Source organism: Hydrogenophaga sp. T66, assembly GCF_057219855.1.
The window spans coordinates 744,010-760,327 of the sequence record NZ_JBXVVX010000001.1; the positions used below are offsets into that span (position 1 = coordinate 744,010).

The 16,318-nt window shown below is 69.1% G+C and carries 17 protein-coding genes; 9 read left to right on the plus strand and 8 right to left on the minus strand.

The window, feature by feature from the left end:
- Positions 1–14 precede the first annotated feature (14 nt).
- Both AC2D80_RS03465 and AC2D80_RS03470 read right to left on the minus strand, forming a co-directional pair.
- Complete coding sequence (locus AC2D80_RS03465; RefSeq protein ID WP_484631581.1) at positions 15–902, minus strand: DMT family transporter; 888 nt, start codon at positions 900–902, stop codon at positions 15–17.
- 95 nt (positions 903–997) lie between these two features.
- Complete coding sequence (locus AC2D80_RS03470; protein ID WP_484631582.1) at positions 998–2,158, minus strand: aromatic ring-hydroxylating oxygenase subunit alpha; 1,161 nt, start codon at positions 2,156–2,158, stop codon at positions 998–1,000.
- Between the two features lie 313 nt (positions 2,159–2,471).
- Between AC2D80_RS03470 and xseB the strand changes: the two genes are divergently transcribed.
- From xseB to dut, 7 genes are all read left to right on the plus strand, one after another.
- On the plus strand, positions 2,472–2,720 hold the full coding sequence (gene xseB / locus AC2D80_RS03475; RefSeq protein WP_484631583.1) for an exodeoxyribonuclease VII small subunit: 249 nt from the start codon (positions 2,472–2,474) through the stop codon (positions 2,718–2,720).
- Positions 2,717–3,637: a polyprenyl synthetase family protein gene (locus AC2D80_RS03480; protein ID WP_484631584.1), complete on the plus strand. Its 921-nt coding sequence runs from the start codon at positions 2,717–2,719 to the stop codon at positions 3,635–3,637. Before xseB ends, AC2D80_RS03480 begins: the two co-directional genes overlap by 4 nt.
- 41 nt (positions 3,638–3,678) lie before the next feature.
- Positions 3,679–5,571 carry a 1-deoxy-D-xylulose-5-phosphate synthase gene (gene dxs / locus AC2D80_RS03485; protein ID WP_484631585.1) on the plus strand — a complete coding sequence of 631 codons (1,893 nt, stop codon included), beginning with the start codon at positions 3,679–3,681 and terminating at the stop codon, positions 5,569–5,571.
- Positions 5,572–5,733: 162 nt separating this feature from the next.
- Positions 5,734–6,813, plus strand: coding sequence for a TRAP transporter substrate-binding protein (locus AC2D80_RS03490; protein WP_484631586.1), 1,080 nt, complete (start codon positions 5,734–5,736; stop codon positions 6,811–6,813).
- Positions 6,814–6,952: 139 nt separating this feature from the next.
- The gene (locus AC2D80_RS03495; protein ID WP_484631587.1) at positions 6,953–7,552 is read left to right on the plus strand and encodes a TRAP transporter small permease subunit; all 600 of its coding nucleotides are present in this window, start codon (positions 6,953–6,955) and stop codon (positions 7,550–7,552) included.
- 1 nt (position 7,553) lies between these two features.
- Positions 7,554–9,362: a TRAP transporter large permease gene (locus tag AC2D80_RS03500; protein ID WP_484631588.1), complete on the plus strand. Its 1,809-nt coding sequence runs from the start codon at positions 7,554–7,556 to the stop codon at positions 9,360–9,362.
- A gap of 11 nt (positions 9,363–9,373) precedes the next feature.
- Positions 9,374–9,823, plus strand: coding sequence for a dUTP diphosphatase (gene dut, locus AC2D80_RS03505; RefSeq protein ID WP_484631589.1), 450 nt, complete (start codon positions 9,374–9,376; stop codon positions 9,821–9,823).
- A 14-nt stretch (positions 9,824–9,837) separates the two neighbouring features.
- On the opposite strand, the gene AC2D80_RS03510 is transcribed toward dut, so the two are convergent.
- Positions 9,838–10,401: an FKBP-type peptidyl-prolyl cis-trans isomerase gene (locus AC2D80_RS03510; RefSeq protein ID WP_484631590.1), complete on the minus strand. Its 564-nt coding sequence runs from the start codon at positions 10,399–10,401 to the stop codon at positions 9,838–9,840.
- A 14-nt stretch (positions 10,402–10,415) separates the two neighbouring features.
- Here AC2D80_RS03510 and AC2D80_RS03515 point away from each other — a divergent pair, with 14 nt between their 5' ends.
- Complete coding sequence (locus tag AC2D80_RS03515) at positions 10,416–11,555, plus strand: JmjC domain-containing protein (protein ID WP_484631591.1); 1,140 nt, start codon at positions 10,416–10,418, stop codon at positions 11,553–11,555.
- 30 nt (positions 11,556–11,585) lie between these two features.
- Positions 11,586–12,107: a hypothetical protein gene (locus tag AC2D80_RS03520; protein WP_484631592.1), complete on the plus strand. Its 522-nt coding sequence runs from the start codon at positions 11,586–11,588 to the stop codon at positions 12,105–12,107.
- Positions 12,108–12,170: 63 nt separating this feature from the next.
- On the opposite strand, the gene bamC is transcribed toward AC2D80_RS03520, so the two are convergent.
- The 5 genes from bamC to AC2D80_RS03545 form a co-directional block, all read right to left on the minus strand.
- Positions 12,171–13,283, minus strand: coding sequence for an outer membrane protein assembly factor BamC (gene bamC, locus AC2D80_RS03525; RefSeq protein WP_484632637.1), 1,113 nt, complete (start codon positions 13,281–13,283; stop codon positions 12,171–12,173).
- Positions 13,284–13,341: 58 nt separating this feature from the next.
- Positions 13,342–14,229 (minus strand): 4-hydroxy-tetrahydrodipicolinate synthase, encoded by an 888-nt coding sequence (gene dapA, locus AC2D80_RS03530; protein WP_484631593.1) that lies wholly within the window; start codon positions 14,227–14,229, stop codon positions 13,342–13,344.
- A 77-nt stretch (positions 14,230–14,306) separates the two neighbouring features.
- Positions 14,307–14,858 (minus strand): class I SAM-dependent methyltransferase, encoded by a 552-nt coding sequence (locus tag AC2D80_RS03535; protein ID WP_484631594.1) that lies wholly within the window; start codon positions 14,856–14,858, stop codon positions 14,307–14,309.
- Positions 14,858–14,992, minus strand: coding sequence for a hypothetical protein (locus AC2D80_RS03540; RefSeq protein ID WP_484631595.1), 135 nt, complete (start codon positions 14,990–14,992; stop codon positions 14,858–14,860). Before AC2D80_RS03540 ends, AC2D80_RS03535 begins: the two co-directional genes overlap by 1 nt.
- Entirely contained in the window at positions 14,989–16,224 is a 1,236-nt protein-coding gene (locus AC2D80_RS03545; RefSeq protein ID WP_484631596.1) for an MFS transporter, read from the minus strand. The genes AC2D80_RS03540 and AC2D80_RS03545 overlap by 4 nt, the downstream gene beginning before the upstream one ends.
- Between the last annotated feature and the right edge of the window lie 94 nt (positions 16,225–16,318).

A 16,318-nucleotide genomic window follows, 5' to 3' on the forward strand; every position in this document is an offset into this window, starting at 1 on the left:
TCCCCGGAGCGCGCTCAGTGGTCTTCCGCCGGCGCGCGGGGCACGGCCCGGCTGCGCAGGATGGTGGCGGCGATGCCGCTGACCACGATCAGGCCCATGCCCAGCCAGCCGGTCAGGGGCAGCAGGTCGCCAAAGATGAACACGCCGTACAGACCGGCGAACACGATGCCGGCGTATTGCAGGTTGGCGACCAGCAGCGTGGCGCCGCTGGCGTAGGCGCGCGTCATGCACAGCTGTCCGAGCGCCGCCAGCACCCCGATGGGCAAGAGCCACCAGGCGGCCGCGCCCGGCCAGGGGCTCGTGCCCAGCAGCGCCATCCCCGCGCCGCCGGCGACCACCGCGCCCAGCGAAAAATAAAACACCGTGCGGCCTTCGGGTTCCCCCGCGCGCGACAGCGCCGCCACCTGCAGGTAGGCCAGCGCCGCGAACAGACCGGACATCAGCCCGATCAGCGAACCCAGCGCCTGCTCGCCGGCGAAGGTGGGTCGCAGCAGCAGCACCACGCCACCAAAGCCCGCCAGAATGGTCAGGAACAGCGGGCTTTGCACGCGCATGGCCGTGCTGCCCTGGAACAGCAGGGCGCCACCCAGCAGGAAGGTGGCGATCCACACGCTGCTCATGTAATTCAGCGTCATGGCGGTGGCCAGCGGCAGCAGGGCGATCGCGTAGAACCACGCGGTCAGCGAGATCGTGCCGACCACGCTGCGCCACACGTGCATGCCTGGCACGCGCGTGGCCAGGCTCACGCCCTGCGCCCGGGTCATCGCCAGCAGAAACACGACGCCCACCAGCCCCCGGTAGCAGGTGATTTCAAACGTGTTGAAGTACACCGAGGCGAACTTGATGCACACCCCCATGCTGGCGAACAGCAGAGAGGCGAGCAGCATCCACGCGGCTTGCATCGTTCAGGCGCCGAGAAGCCGGCCGCGCGCGCGGCGTGGCCGGGGGCAGGGACGGGCGGGCAGACCGGGGCGGCGGGCGATGACGCGCTCCGTGGTCAGCCGGCGAGGGCGTCGCCCATCTGGCGCCGGTACCACTCGTGGAAGTGCTGCATGCCGTCTTCCATCGGGCTCTGGTACGGGCCGACCTCGTTGTCGCCCCGCTCCAGCAGCGCCTTGCGACCCGCGTCCATACGCTCGGCGATCTCGTCGTCTTCCACGCAGGTTTCCATGTACGCCGCGCGCTGTGCCTCGACGAATTCGCGCTCAAAGGCGGCGATCTCTTCCGGGTAGAAGAAGGCCACCATGTTGAGCGTGCGGTCCACGCTGATCGGGTGCAGGGTGGACACGGTCAGCACGTGCGGGTACCACTCCACCATGATGTGCGGGTAGTACGTCAGCCAGATGGCGCCGTGTTCGGGTAGCTGCCCCTGCCGGTAGGCCATCAGCACCTCGTGCCAGCGCTGGTAGGTGGGGCTGCCGGCCTTGTCCTGCAGGTTCTGCGCGCCCACGGTCTGCACCGAGTACTCGGGCTTGAATTCCCAGCGCAGGTCGTCGCAGGTCACGAAGTTGCCCAGCCCCGGGTGGAACGGCCCGACGTGGTAGTCCTCGAGGTAGACCTCGATGAAGGTCTTCCAGTTGTAGTGGCACTCGTGCAGTTCCACGTGGTCGAGCACCATGCCGTCGAAGTTCAGTGCCTGCGCCGGGCCGAGCCCGGCGAGGTCGGCGGCGATGTCGCGGCCGTTGTCTTCAAACAGCAGGCCATTCCATTCGCGCAGCGCGAAGTTGCGCAGGTTCAGGCAGGGGTCGTGCGAGAAGTGGGGCGCGCCCAGCAGCTGGCCGGCCGGACCCTGACCCGATGGGGTGTTGGCGCCGCTGTACGTCCAGCGGTGCAGCGGGCAGACGATGTTGCCGCCGGCATGACCGGCTTTCTGCTGCGCGAGGTTGCCGCGCCCCCGCAGCATCACCGCCTGGCGGTGGCGGCACACGTTGGACACGAGTTCGATGCCCGAGGGCGTGCGCAGCAGCGCACGGCCTTCGCCCTCCTGGGGCAGGGTCTGGTAGTCGCCGACGTTCGGCACCGAGAGAGCGTGCCCCACATAGCGGGGCCCGCGCTGAAAGATCGTCTCCAGTTCGCGCTGGAACAGCGCACGGTCGAAGTAGCTCGACACCGGGAGTTGGCTTGTGGCCTGCTGCAGTTGAAGACTCAAATCAGACATGGCGTCCTGGACCTGAAGACTCCCCCTATGAAGGGGCAGGGAAGCGCTGTGCTCGTCAGACGAATTCGCGCGGGATGGGTGAAGTGGTGCGTCCCTCCGGGCGGGTGAGGCCCGTCAGTCAGAAAAAAAGAGGCGGGATTGTACCCCCCGGGGGGTGGACCGGGGGGCCGTCGGGCGGGCGGCACCGCGCGGCGGTGTGGCACTTCGTTGGTGCGTCGGTGGCGCACCGTCGTGGTGCAACCGCACGGGGTGGGCTCGCTAAAATCGCCGGTTTTGTGGCACCCTCCGGGGTATCCCTGTCCCCCGGGCCTCCATGACCTCCCGTTCCTCCCGATCCCCTGCCGAGCCGACACCTGTGGCGCCCAGCTACGAAGCCGCGCTGGCTGAACTCGAACAGCTGGTGGCGCGCCTGGACGGTGGCCAGTTGCCGCTGGACGAGTTGCTGGGTCAGTACCAGCGGGGTGCGGCGCTGCTGGCGTTTTGCCGCGACCGGCTGCAGGCCGTGGAGCAGCAGATCCAGGTGCTCGAAGGCAGCACCCTCAAACCCTGGGAGCCGACATGAACGCCCGCCTGCACGACGCCGGTGGGTACGACGCTGTGGCTTTCGGCGCGTGGCGCACGCGCCAGCAGTCGGCCGTGGAAGCCGCCTTGTCGCGGTGGGTGCCAGCCGACGCGCCAGCCGGCCTCGGCGAAGCCATGCGCTACGCGGTGCTCGATGGCGGCAAGCGGCTGCGGCCGCTGCTGGTGTTGGCCACCGCGGAAGCGCTGGATGGCGAACCACACGCCGCGATGCGGGCGGCGTGCGCGGTGGAACTGATCCACGCGTACTCGCTGGTTCACGATGACATGCCGTGCATGGACAACGACGTGCTGCGTCGGGGCAAGCCGACGGTGCATGTGAAATATGGCGAAGCGCAGGCCCTGCTCGCGGGCGACGCGCTGCAGGCCCTGGCGTTTGAACTGCTTGTGCCAGGCGATGGCAGTGTGAGCCCGGCCTTGTCGGCCGAGCTGTGTCGGCGCCTGGCGCTGGCGTCCGGTGCCGATGGCATGGCTGGCGGGCAGGCGGTCGACCTCGCCAGCGTGGGCGTGGCGCTGGATCAGCCGGCGCTGGAGGCGATGCACCGCCGCAAGACGGGCGCCCTGCTGCAAGCCAGCGTGCTCATGGGCGCTGCCACGGCCTCGGCGCCGCCGCCGCGGATGGACGCGCTCAGCACCTACGGCGCCTGTCTTGGCCTGGCGTTTCAGGTGGTGGACGACATCCTCGACGTCACGGCCGACTCCGCCACCCTGGGCAAAACCGCCGGCAAGGACGCCGCCGCCGACAAACCCACCTTCGTGTCGCTCATGGGCCTGGCCGCCGCACAGTCGTATGCCGACGCCACCCTCGAGCGCGCCCACGAGGCCCTGCGCGCCGGTGGCGTGCCCCGCCCCGATACCCTGCATGCCCTGGCCGACTGGGTGGGACGCCGCGCGTCCTGACCCGCCGAGCGAGCCCGTCCACCGCACCCGACGAGACCCCCATGAGCTCCTTGCTGGCCACCATCGATTCCCCCGCCGACCTGCGCCGCCTGCCGCGCCACCAGCTGTTGCCGCTGGCCCAGGAACTTCGCCAGTTTTTGCTGGAAAGCGTGGCCCGCACCGGCGGCCACCTCAGCTCCAACCTGGGCACGGTCGAGCTCACCGTGGCCTTGCACTACGTGTTCAACACGCCGGATGACCGGCTGGTGTGGGACGTGGGCCACCAGACCTACCCGCACAAGATCCTCACCGGCCGCCGCGATCGCATGCACACGCTGCGCCAGCTGGGCGGGCTCAGCGGCTTCCCGCGCCGCGACGAAAGCCCGTACGACACCTTCGGCACCGCGCATTCGTCCACCAGCATTTCCGCCGCCCTCGGCATGGCCCTGGCCGCCCGCCAGCAAGGCTCCGACCGCCGCTCGGTGGCCATCATCGGCGACGGCGCCATGACCGCCGGCATGGCCTTTGAGGCGCTGAACAACGCGGGCGTTGCCCACGGCCGGCTGCTCGTGGTGCTCAACGACAACGACATGTCGATCTCGCCCCCGGTGGGCGCGCTCAACCGTTACCTGGCCCAGCTCATGAGCGGGCAGTTCTACGCCGCGGCCAAGAGCGTGGGCAAGCAGGTTCTCAAGGGCGCGCCGCCGCTGTTCGAGCTGGCCAAGCGGCTGGAGGAACACGCCAAGGGCATGGTCGTGCCGGCCACGCTGTTCGAGAAGTTCGGCTTCAATTACATCGGCCCCATCGACGGCCACGACCTCGACTCGCTGATCCCCACGCTGGAGAACATCCGCCACCTGCTGGACACCGATGCCGGTCCGCAGTTCCTGCACGTGGTCACCAAAAAGGGACAGGGCTACAAGCTCGCCGAGGCCGACCCGATCGCCTACCACGGCCCGGGCACCTTCGACCCCGCGGTGGGCATCGTCAAGCCCGCCACGCCGCCCAAGACCACGTTCACCCAGGTGTTCGGCAAATGGTTGTGCGACATGGCCGAGGCCGACCCCCGTCTGGTCGGCATCACGCCGGCCATGCGCGAAGGCTCCGGCATGGTCGAGTTCCACAAGCGCTTCCCCGATCGCTACCACGACGTGGGCATCGCCGAGCAACACGCCGTCACCTTCGCCGCGGGCATGGCCTGCGAAGGTCTCAAGCCGGTGGTGGCGATCTATTCCACCTTCCTGCAGCGCGCCTATGACCAGCTGATCCACGACGTGGCCCTGCAGAACCTGCCGGTCGTGTTCGCGCTCGACCGCGCGGGACTGGTCGGCGCCGACGGCGCCACCCACGCCGGCAACTACGACATCGCCTACCTGCGCTGCATTCCCAACGTCTCCGTGGCCTGTCCGGCCGACGAAGCCGAGTGCCGCCAGCTGCTGACCACCGCCTTCCACGAAAACCACCCGGTCGCGGTGCGCTACCCGCGCGGCGCCGGCGTCGGCACAGTGCCGGCCGCCGATCTGCAACCGCTGCCCTTCGGCCGCGGTGAGGTGCGGCGCAACGGCCGCGGCGTGGCCATCCTCGCCTTTGGCACCTTGCTCTACCCGGCCCTGGCGGCCGCCGAAGCGCTGGGCGCCACGGTGGTGAACATGCGCTGGGCCAAACCGCTGGACGTTGAGCTGCTGCGCGACATCGCCCAGCGCCACGCCGCGCTGGTCACGGTCGAAGAAGGCTGCCTGCCCGGTGGCGCTGGCGCCGCGGTGCTGGAAGCGCTGCAGGCCGAGCGGCTGGAGCGGCCGGTGCTCACCCTCGGGCTGCCCGACCAGTTCATCGAACACGGCGACCCGGCCAAGCTGCTTGCCGGTGTCGGGCTCGACGCGGCCGGCATCGAGCGCGCGGTGCGGGCGCGTTTCGGCGACGTGATCGACGCCGCCGGCCTGAAAATCGTTGCCTGAGCGGGCGGCGCCGGCGTGCCCGGCGAAGCTTGCAATTCCCTGAACGCGATGGCGTTTTCCGGGTAACCCCCGATTCGAGGGATACCCCCGCTTCCTAGACTCCGGTTCTCACCCGACACGCGCCGGCTCGCGCCGGCGTTCAACAACCACGGAGCTCACCACATGGATCGTCGTTCCCTCATCAAGCACGCGGGCATTGCCGGCGTGCTGGCCGCTGGCGCCGCACCCGCCGTGCACGCCCAGGCCGCCATCCGCTGGCGCCTGACCTCCAGCTTCCCCAAGGCGCTGGACACCATCCACGGCGCGGCCGACGTGTTCGCCAAGAAGGTCAATGAGATGACCGGCGGAAAGTTCAGCGTCACCGTGCACGCCCCCGGCGAACTCGTGCCCGCCTTCGGCGTGGTCGACGCCGTGCAGGCCGGTACCGTTGAAGCCGGTCACACCGCCCCGTACTACTACTTCGGCAAGGATGACGCCTTCGCCCTCGGCACCGCGATTCCCTTCGGCCTGAACAGCCGCCAGCTGACCGCCTGGTTCTACGAAGGCAACGGCCTGAAGCTGTTCCGCGAGTTCTACGACCAGTACAACATCGTGAACTTCCCCGGCGGCAACACCGGCGCGCAGATGGGCGGCTGGTTCCGCAAGGAAATCAAGACCCCGGCCGACCTCAAGGGCCTGAAGTTCCGCATGGGTGGCTTCGCCGGCAAGGTGCTCAGCCGCATGGGCGTCGTGCCGCAAAACATCCCCGGTGGCGAGATCTACCAGGCGCTGGAGAAGGGCACCATCGACGCGACCGAGTGGATCGGACCGTACGACGACGAGAAGCTGGGCTTCCAGAAGGTCGCCAAGAACTACTACTACCCCGGTTTCTGGGAAGGCGGCGCCCAGCTCGACTTCTACATCAACAAGGCCGCGTTCAACGCGCTGTCGGCCGAGAACAAGGCCATCGTGGAAGTGGCGGCATCGCACGCCCACACCACCATGCAGGCCATGTACGACGCCCGCAACCCGGCCGCCCTCAAGCGCCTGGTCGCCGGTGGCGCCAAGGTGCTGGCTTTCCCCAAGCCGGTGATGGACGAGGCCTTCAAGCAGGCCATGGCGCTGTACAGCGAGATCGGCAACACCAACGCCAACTGGAAGAAGATCTACACCGACTATTCCAACTTCCGCCGCGACCAGAACCTGTGGTTCCGCTTCGCCGAGGCGACCTACGACCGCTACATGCAGTCGGCCAAGCTGTAATCCAGCCACGGTCCGACGACTTCCACACCCCGCCCCGGCGGGGTTTTTTGTGCACGGCGCGCCGTCAGCGTTTGAACAGGCTGGCGCCCGCCCGCCCGGCTAGACTGCCGGGTTTTGTTCCCGTCGCCTGGAGACCTCCATGTCCTTCCTGCTCCGGATCAGTCGACTCATCGACGCCCTCAACCGCGGCATTGGCCAGTTGTCGATGTGGTTGATCCTGATCGTCACCCTCATCAGCGCTGGCAACGCCATCGTTCGCAAGGTGTTCGGCACCAGCTCCAACGCCTGGCTCGAGATCCAGTGGTACGTGTTCGCCGCGGTGTTCACGCTTGGCGCCGGGTACGCCTTCTTGTGCAACGCCCACGTGCGCATCGATTTCGTGTCTTCGAAGTTCAGTGCGCGCACCCGCAACTGGGTGGACGTGGTGGGCATCGTCGTGTTCCTGGCACCGCTGTGCTACCTCATGATCACGCTGGGCTGGCCGCTCTTCCAGAACGCGTGGGAGACCGGCGAGATGTCCTCCAACGCCGGTGGACTGATCCGCTGGCCGGTCTACCTGATGGTGCCGCTGGGCTTCGCCATCCTGCTGCTGCAGGGCATCTCCGAACTCATCAAGCGGTTCGCTTTCCTCACCGGCCAGGGCCCCGACGCCCTGGCGCCGCAGGACGGCCCGACCGAAGAAGAACGCCTGGCCGAGCTGATCCGCCAGGAACAGCAAGCCGCCCAAGGGGTGAAGTGACATGGCTGAATTCATCGCTGCCCAATTCGTCCCGCTGATGTTCGCGGGCCTGCTGGTGTTCCTGCTCACCGGCTTCCCGGTCGCCTTCGCGCTCGCCGCCACCGGCTTGTTCTTTGGCTTCATCGGCATGGAGGTCGGCCTGTTCCAGCCGACGCTGTTCCAGGTGCTGCCGCAGCGGGTGTTCGCCATCATGCAGAACGACACCCTGCTGGCGATCCCCTTCTTCACGCTCATGGGCATCATCCTGGAGCGCAGCCGCATGGCCGAAGATCTGCTGTCCACCGTGGCGCAGGTGTTTGGTCCGGTGCGCGGCGGTCTGGCGGTCGCGGTGGTGCTGGTGGGTGCGCTCTTGGCGGCCACGACCGGCGTGGTGGCCGCGGCGGTGATCAGCATGGGCCTGATCTCGCTGCCGATCATGCTGCGCTACGGCTACAACCGCACGATCGCCACCGGCACCATCACCGCCTCCGGAACGCTGGCCCAGGCCATTCCGCCCTCGCTGGTGCTGATCGTGCTGGCCGACCAGCTCGGCCGCTCGGTTGGCGACATGTACGCCGGCGCCCTGATCCCGGGCTTGATGCTCGTGGGTCTGTACCTGGCCTTCATCGCCGCCGTGGCAATCCTCCGGCCCTCCTGGGTGCCGGCGCTGCCGCCCGAGGCGCGAATCTACAACGAGGCCAACGGCGCCAGCGGGCACCGTTCGTTGCTGGTGCTCTTCATCGTGTGTGCCCTGGCCAGCTACGCCTGGTCGCAGGTGCACGAGTCGGTGATCAACCCGCTGACCGGCCGCGAAGGCACCGCCCCGGGCGATGAAGTGCTGATCATGTCGATCACGGTCGGCTCGTTCCTCGCGCTGGGCCTCGCCCTGGTGAACCGGCTGTTCAAGCTCGGCCTGCTGTCCAAGCTGGCCGAGCAGGTCACCTTCGTGCTGATCCCGCCGCTGGTGCTGATCTTCCTGGTGCTGGGCACGATCTTCCTGGGCATCGCCACGCCCACCGAAGGCGGCGCGATGGGCGCGCTGGGTGCGCTGCTGATGGCCGCCGGCCGCCGCAGCCTGAGCTTCAACCTGCTCAAGCAGGCCCTGGAGAACAGCACCAAGCTGTCCATCTTCGTGATGTTCATCCTGGTCGGCTCCACCGTGTTCAGCTTCACCTTCAACGCCGCGGACGGCCACTTCTGGGTCGAGCACCTGTTCGACAAGCTGCCCGGTGGCCAGATGGGCTTCCTGCTGGTGGTGAACCTGCTGGTGTTCATCCTGGGCATGTTCATCGACTTCTTCGAGATCGCCTTCATCGTCGTGCCGCTGCTGGCCCCGGTGGCGCAGAGCCTGGACATCGACCTGATCTGGTTCGGCGTGATCCTGGCGATGAACCTGCAGACCTCGTTCCTGACCCCGCCGTTTGGCTTCGCGCTGTTCTACCTGCGCAGCGTCGCCGCGCGCGAGGACTACACGGATGCGGTCACCAAGAAGCGCATCCCGGCGGTCACCACGGCGCAGATCTACAAGGGATCGATCGCCTTCATCATCCTGCAGCTCATCATGGTGGCGGTGGTGGTCTTCAACCCCACGCTGGTCACGGGTCACATCGACAAGCCGGTGGTGGTGGACGACGCGGCGGTCCGCGACATGCTCAACAACCTGCCGGGCATGGAGATGGACGAGCCGGCCGAGGGCGAGGCCCCGGCCGAAGGCGAGGGCGCCAAGGAAGGCGAGGGCGCCACGCCCGGCATGCCGGCACCGCCGGCGGCCGAGGAAGACGATCCCGCCAAGGCGCTGATGGACGCACTCAAGAAAGACGCGGGCAAGTGAAGGAGCGGGCGATGCTGGTGGACGTCAAGGTGATCGATGCCCGGATGGCCGACCAGCTGCCGGCTTACGCCACGCCGGGCAGCGCCGGGCTTGACCTGCGCGCCTGCCTGGACGAGCCGCTCACGCTCGGTCCCAACGCGTGGCAGCTCGTGCCCACCGGGCTGGCCGTGCACCTCGCCGACCCGGGGTACGCGGCGCTGATCCTGCCGCGCTCGGGGCTCGGTCACAAACACGGCATCGTGCTGGGCAACCTGGTGGGCCTGATCGACAGCGATTACCAGGGCCAGCTGATGGTCAGCGCCTGGAACCGCAGCGATGTGGCGTTCACCATCCAGCCGATGGAGCGCATCGCGCAGCTGGTCATCGTGCCGGTCGTGCAGGCGCGCTTCCAAGTGGTGAACGAGTTCGCCACCGCCAGCGAGCGCGGCAGCGGCGGCTACGGCTCCACCGGCCGCGGCTGAGCGCCGCTCGCCTCTCAGTGCAGGGTCGGTCGCGGGCCGGGTTCGTCGCCCGCGCTGCCGCCATCGAGCTGCGTGCGGAAGAAGCCGGTCCCCAGCGTGCCGGCGCCCACCTCTTCTTCAGTCGCTTCACGCACCGCGTGCACCTTCAGCCGGATGCGGATGGCGATCCCCGCCAGCGGGTGGTTGCCGTCCATGACCACGTGGTCCGGGTAGATGTCGCTCACGAAGAACAGGCGGTCGCGCGGTGCGGCCGGGTTACAGCCGGGCGGCAGGCCCTCAAATCCCATGCCTTCTTCCAGCTCGGCGGGAAAGCGGTCGCGGGGCTCCAGAAACAGCAGGCGGTCGTCGTAGTCGCCAAACGCGTCGGTGGGTTCGAGGTGCAGGTCCAGCGTGGCGCCGGCCTGGTGGCCCTGCAGGGCCTCCTCGATCTTGGCCAGCAGGTCGTTCCCGCCGACCAGAAACTCCACCGGCTCGTCGAGTTCGTCGAGCGTCTCCCCGAGCGTGTCCTTCAGGGTCCAGGTGAGGGCGACCACGCACTGCGGCGTGATGACGGGGGCGTCGTCGGAAGCGCTTTTCATCCGACAATTCTCCCATGACCGATGCCCCGATTTCGCCGCCCGCCATCGACGCGCCCCTGGCCTTGCTGGGCGGCTTGTCTCCCGACCGGTTCATGAAGCGCCACTGGCAGAAGAAGCCGCTGCTGGTGCGCCAGGCGATGCCGGGTGTGCAGCCGCCGTTGTCCCGACCGGCCTTGTTTGACTTGGCCGCGCGCGAGGGCGTGGAGTCGCGGCTGGTGGCGCGCTCCGCCGCAGGCTGGACCTTGCGACACGGCCCGTGGCCGCGGCGCCGGCTGCCGCCCCTGAGCCGGCCGGGCTGGACCTTGCTGGTGCAAGGCGTGGACCTGCACGACGAGGCGGCGCACGCCCTGCTGCAGCGCTTCCGTTTTGTCCCCGACGCCCGCCTTGACGACCTCATGATCTCCTGGGCCAGCGATGGCGGCGGCGTGGGGCCGCATTTCGACAGCTACGACGTGTTTTTGCTCCAGGTCGCCGGACGCCGTCGCTGGCGCATCGGCCGCCAGCGGGACCTCAGCCTGCAGCCGGATGTGCCGCTGAAGATCCTGCGCCATTTCGAGCCCGAGGAGGAGCACGTGCTCGAGCCCGGTGACCTGCTGTACCTCCCGCCGCGCTGGGCGCACGACGGCGACGCCGTGGGGGGCGACTGCATGACCTGCTCCATCGGCTTTCGCGCCCCGGCGCGCGGTGGTCTGGCCGCCGAACTGGTGCAGCGCATGGCCGACGGCTGGGACGACGACACGCTCTACCGCGATCCGGGCCAAGCCGCCACCGGGTCGCCGGCGGCCGTCCCGGCGGGCCTCACCGCCTTTGCCACCGAAGCCGTGCAGCGACTCGCCGCCGACCCGCGCGCGCTGGCGCTGGCGCTGGGCGAGGTGCTGACGGAGCCCAAGCCGTCGGTGTGGTTCGAGGAGCCGACGCGGGCGTGGGAGCCCGGGGCCGTGCGGCTGGACCGGCGCACCCGCATGGTTTACGACAGCGACCACATCTTCATCAACGGTGAAGGCTTTCGCGCCGGCGGCGCCGACGCGCGGCTCATGCGCGAGCTGGCCGACCGGCGCACACTGGCCGACAGCGCAGTGCGGCGGGCCAGCGCCGCGGCCCAGGCCTTGCTCGGCGACTGGCATGATGCGGGCTGGCTTCACCGTGTGGCGTGAGCCGCCCAACGATTCGCAGGAAGGTCTGGCATGAGCGATCCGCAGGAGTGGCCCGAAGACACCGTGCCGCCGGGCTTGCCGGAGGGGCGCCTGTCGGGACGGTACGCGTTTGAAGAAACGGTGCGGCTGGCCTTGTCCGTGGCCGGGCCGCTGCAGCTCTCGCCGCTCGTGTTGTGCGACGACGATTTTGCCGACTGGCCGCTCGGCGAGCGTTCGGTGATCGATTCGCTCAACGCCTGGGCCACCCAGGGGCGGCACCTGCGCATCCTGGCCCTCGACTACACGCGCCTGCGCGAACTGCATCCGCGCTTCGTGCAGTGGCGCACCACCTGGGGCCATCTGGTGGAGGCCCGAGCCTGCCGCCACGCGGCGCCCGGCGAGTTGCCCAGCGCCCTGTGGACACCGGGCTGGACCTTTGAGCGCCTGGACCGCACCCACGGCACGGCGGTGGCCACCACGCTGGCCGAACGCCGCGTCGCCCTCCAGGAGCGCATTGAGCGCTGGTGGGCCCAGGCCAGTCCGGCGTTTCCCGCGTCGACGCTGGGCTTGTGAGTGGCACACCCCCGCAAAAAAGCCGCCCGAGGGCGGCTTTTTGCGGGGGGCGTGACCGCGCGGTCAACGCAGGTCGTCGGCCAACAGCTTGAGGATGCGCTCGGCCGCCGGCGAGGTGTCGGGCTGACCCTGGGCGTTGAGCACCGACACGGTGGTGTCGCTGCCGGTGGTCTTCACCACGACACGGTAGCGGTTGGTTGCTGCCTCGGCTTTGGGCGTGCTGCTGAACAGGCGGCTGAGGAAGCCCGGCTTCTCGGTCGGCTGCGCGAGTTCGACGTAGCGCACGAAGTAGGTGCCTTCGCTGCGGTTGCGGTCTTCCACGGTGAAGCCCGTGCGGTCCAGCGACAGGCCCACCCGACGCCACGCGCGGTCGAAGTTGTCGCTGAACTGCAGCACCTGGGCGTTGTTGACCGTGGTGATGCGGGTGCTGGCCGGGGTGGGCGCGGTGGCGGCCACGGCGCGGGCCTGCGTCTCGGCGACGCCAAGCTTGACCATCAGGCGGCGCAGGAACTCGGCCTCGAGCTCCGGGTCGGCCGGCCGCGGCTGCCAGACCGTCTGGTCTTTGGTGTTGTTGTTGGTGTAGACCTCGATCATGCCCCGGTGGCTCAGGTAGATCTCGGTGCCGCCGGCCGCGTTGCGCTCGAGGCGGGTGCGGAACTTGTCCCGCTCGCCGGTGGAGTACAGGCTGTCAAACACGCGGCCGATGGTCGAGCGGATGAAGTCCTGCGGGATCTTCGCGCGGTTTTCCGCCCAGTCGGTCTCCATGATGCCGAGCTGCTCCTGGTCGATCTCCAGCAGGAAGCCGTTTTCCTGCCAGAAGTCGCGCAGCGGCGACCACAGCTGGGCCGGCGGGCGGTCCACCACCAGCCAGCGCTGCGCCCCGGCGCGCTCGATGCGGACATCGCCGATGGCGTTGGTGGCGGTGCTGCCGGCAGCGGCGGTGGCCTGCGTCGGCTGGGCGGCCTGGAAGCCGCTGGCGGTGACCGGGCCGCCGGGCACCGCGTAGCGGCTGTCCCGGTTGAGCTGCGTCAGGTCGGGCGGCACGTCGAGCGTGCTGCCGCGCTGCGCGCTCTTGTAGTCGATCTTGTCTTCCTGCAGCACCGAGCAGCCGGTGGCCGCGAGGGCGACAGCGGCCAGCAGGCCCAGGCGGGCGGCGCGGCGGGCGGAGGCATTCATCTTCAGACGCATGGACATGGGCAGGGGCACGCGGCGGCGTGGGTGAAAAAGCGGGGCCTCAGCGCAGCAGACCGCTGCTGCGCAGCGCTGCTTCGACGGTGGGAACGTGCTGGCGCGACATCGGCGTGAGCGGCAGGCGCATGGTTTCGCCGCACAGGCCCAAGCGGGCCATTGCCCACTTCAACGGGATCGGGTTGGCTTCGATGAAAAGGTGCTTGTGCAGGGGCATCAGCTGGAACTGGATTTCCATGGCGCGCTTCACGTCGCCGGCCATGGCGGCCACGCAGAGCTCGTGCATCGCCCGCGGCGCAATGTTCGCCGTGACGCTCACGTTGCCCTGGCCGCCACACAGCATCAGCGCCACGGCGGTCGGATCGTCGCCCGAATACACCGAGAAGCCGGCCGGCTTGTCGCGGATGATCCATTGCGCCCGCTCGATGTTCCCGGTCGCTTCCTTGATGCCGACGATGCCCGGCACCTCGGCCAGGCGCAGCACGGTATCGACCTGCATGTCCGCCACGGTGCGGCCGGGCACGTTGTACAGCACGATCGGCAGGTCGCCGGTGGCTTCGGCGATGGCCTTGAAATGCTGGTACTGGCCTTCCTGCGTGGGCTTGTTGTAGTAGGGCACGACCTGCAGCTGGCAGTCGGCACCGACTTCGCGCGCGAATTTGGCCAGTGCGATGGCCTCGGCCGTCGAATTGGCGCCGCAGCCGGCCATGATGGGCACGCGCTTGGCCGCCTGCTCCACCGACACGCGGATGATTTCGCAGTGCTCCTCGACGCTGACCGTGGGCGACTCGCCCGTGGTGCCGACCACACCGATGCAATCGGTGCCTTCGGCGATGTGCCAGTCGATGAGTCGACGCAGGGTGGGGTAGTCCACGCTGCCGTCTGCTTGCAGGGGCGTGGCCAGGGCCACGATGCTGCCGGTGATGGGTTTCATGCGGGAAATCTCGAGGGGCGCGGGCGGCGCCAGTGTCGCCCGGAACGCTGCATTCTACCCAGCGCCCTGCGCGGCGCTCACAGGCGGCGGCCCTCGGCCGGGCTGGGTTGGGCGGGGTCTTCGCGGCGGGCGGCGATGCGTTGCACAAACCGCGGCGGACCGTCGAGGAAACCGTCCTCGTAGGCCAGCACGCGCCACCCCGCGCACACCCGGAGCAACTCCCCGGGCTGCAGCAAAAAATCGGGGCGCGACGGGCGGCCGATGGCCGCGTGGTCGGTGCCAAAGGTCTCGTAAATCAGCAGACCGCCGGACGCCACGCTGGCCAGCAGCGTGGGCAGCAGCGGCCGCCACAGGTAGTTGGTCACGACCAGCCCGGCGAAGGTGTCACCGGGCAGTGGCCATGCGCCGTTTTCGATGTCGGCTTCGATGGCGCGCACCCCGGCGCCGAGGGCCGCCACCGACGCCACCGCGGCGGGATCCCGGTCAATCGCCGTGACCGGGTGGCCGCGCGCGGCCAGCCAGCGGCTGTGGCGGCCGTGGCCGCTGGCCACGTCGAGCACCGCACCGCCGGGCGTGATCAACGGCCCGAAGCGCTGAACCCACGCGGAAGGGGCTTCGGTGCCGTGCATCAGAAACAGCTCCACACGCGGGTCGCCATCTCCAGCATGAACTCGGGCTGCAGGTAGAGCGTGGCGGTGGCGCCCAGGGCGAGTGCCGCCAGGGCCCAGGCCAGCACGCGGTGCCGCATCGGGAGCGTGTTCATGCGGCGGCTCCGGCCGGGCGCGGCGCGCGCGCGATGGCGGTCTCACGCACCGGCAGGTTCACCAGCGCGGCGAACACGCCCAGCGCGATGGCGATGTACCAGACGATGTCGTAGCTGCCGGTGCGGTCGTAGAGCAAACCCCCCAGCCACACGCCGAGGAAACTGCCGATCTGGTGGCTGAAGAACACAAATCCGCCCAGCATCGACAGGTGGGCCACGCCAAAGATCTGGGCCACCACCGCGTTGGTCGGCGGGATGGTGGACAGCCAGAGCAGACCCATCACGGCAGAAAACACGTACACGCTCAGGGGCGTGAGCGGTGCCCAGAGGAAGAGCGCGATCGCCACCGCCCGCGCCAGGTAAATGAACGCCAGGATGTGCCGCTTGGCCAGCCGCTGGCCGAGCGCCCCGGCCGCGTAAGTGCCCACGACGTTGAACAGCCCGATCAGCGCCAGCGCGTAGCTGGCCACCTGCGGCGACAGGCCGTTGTCCTTGAGGTAACTGGGCATGTGCACGCCGATGAACACCACCTGGAACCCGCAGACGAAGTAGCCGGCCATCAGCAGCTGGAAGCTGCGGTAGCCGAAGGCCTCGCGCAGCGCCTGGGCGATGGTCTGTTCGCGCCGCGGCGGCTGGCCGCCCACAAAGCCCGGCTCGCGCAGGCCGATGGCCAGCGGCGCAATCAGCAGCACCGCCGCCCCCAGCACCAGCAGCGCGGTCTGCCAGCCGAACTGCCCGATCAGCTGGCCCTCCAGCGGCACCATCAGGAACTGGCCGAACGAGCCGGCGGCGGCCGCCACGCCCATGGCCCACGAACGACGCTCGGCGGGAATCTGCCGGCCGATCACCCCGTAGATCACGGCGTAGGTGGTGCCGGCCTGGGCCGCGCCGATGAGCACGCCGGTCGTCAGGGCAAAGGTCAGCGGCGTGGTGGTCAGTGCCATGCCACACAGGCCCAGCGCGTACAGCACACTGCCCACCAGCAGCACGCGGAACGCCCCGAAGCGGTCGGCGGCCATGCCGGCAAAGATGCCGAAAACGCCCCAGGACAGGTTTTGCACGGCCATCGCGAAGGCGAAGCTCTCGCGCGTCCAGCCCTGGGCTTGCGTGATCGGTTGGAGCCACAGGCCGAAGCCGTGGCGGATGCCCATCGACAGGGTGACGATCAGGGCGCCACACAGCAGCACCTGGGTGGGCGACAGTCGGGCAGCGGTGGGGAGAGAGGCGGTCATGCAGCGATTGTGCCCAAGGGGACGGGGATGCGCGTGTCGCCAGCGGGCGGGGGCCATGCCATCGGCGCGGTCGATTGATGGGCGCCGCGCATCG

Excerpts from the sequence above, each read along its gene's own strand:
- AC2D80_RS03465 (WP_484631581.1), bottom strand. The coding sequence starts at position 902 with ATGCAAGCCGCGTGGATGCTGCTCGCCTCTCTGCTGTTCGCCAGCATG.
- AC2D80_RS03470 (WP_484631582.1), bottom strand. The coding sequence starts at position 2,158 with ATGTCTGATTTGAGTCTTCAACTGCAGCAGGCCACAAGCCAACTCCCG.
- xseB (WP_484631583.1), top strand. The coding sequence starts at position 2,472 with ATGACCTCCCGTTCCTCCCGATCCCCTGCCGAGCCGACACCTGTGGCG.
- AC2D80_RS03480 (WP_484631584.1), top strand. The coding sequence starts at position 2,717 with ATGAACGCCCGCCTGCACGACGCCGGTGGGTACGACGCTGTGGCTTTC.
- dxs (WP_484631585.1), top strand. The coding sequence starts at position 3,679 with ATGAGCTCCTTGCTGGCCACCATCGATTCCCCCGCCGACCTGCGCCGC.
- AC2D80_RS03490 (WP_484631586.1), top strand. The coding sequence starts at position 5,734 with ATGGATCGTCGTTCCCTCATCAAGCACGCGGGCATTGCCGGCGTGCTG.
- AC2D80_RS03495 (WP_484631587.1), top strand. The coding sequence starts at position 6,953 with ATGTCCTTCCTGCTCCGGATCAGTCGACTCATCGACGCCCTCAACCGC.
- AC2D80_RS03500 (WP_484631588.1), top strand. The coding sequence starts at position 7,554 with ATGGCTGAATTCATCGCTGCCCAATTCGTCCCGCTGATGTTCGCGGGC.
- dut (WP_484631589.1), top strand. The coding sequence starts at position 9,374 with ATGCTGGTGGACGTCAAGGTGATCGATGCCCGGATGGCCGACCAGCTG.
- AC2D80_RS03510 (WP_484631590.1), bottom strand. The coding sequence starts at position 10,401 with ATGAAAAGCGCTTCCGACGACGCCCCCGTCATCACGCCGCAGTGCGTG.
- AC2D80_RS03515 (WP_484631591.1), top strand. The coding sequence starts at position 10,416 with ATGACCGATGCCCCGATTTCGCCGCCCGCCATCGACGCGCCCCTGGCC.
- AC2D80_RS03520 (WP_484631592.1), top strand. The coding sequence starts at position 11,586 with ATGAGCGATCCGCAGGAGTGGCCCGAAGACACCGTGCCGCCGGGCTTG.
- bamC (WP_484632637.1), bottom strand. The coding sequence starts at position 13,283 with ATGAATGCCTCCGCCCGCCGCGCCGCCCGCCTGGGCCTGCTGGCCGCT.
- dapA (WP_484631593.1), bottom strand. The coding sequence starts at position 14,229 with ATGAAACCCATCACCGGCAGCATCGTGGCCCTGGCCACGCCCCTGCAA.
- AC2D80_RS03535 (WP_484631594.1), bottom strand. The coding sequence starts at position 14,858 with ATGCACGGCACCGAAGCCCCTTCCGCGTGGGTTCAGCGCTTCGGGCCG.
- AC2D80_RS03540 (WP_484631595.1), bottom strand. The coding sequence starts at position 14,992 with ATGAACACGCTCCCGATGCGGCACCGCGTGCTGGCCTGGGCCCTGGCG.
- AC2D80_RS03545 (WP_484631596.1), bottom strand. The coding sequence starts at position 16,224 with ATGACCGCCTCTCTCCCCACCGCTGCCCGACTGTCGCCCACCCAGGTG.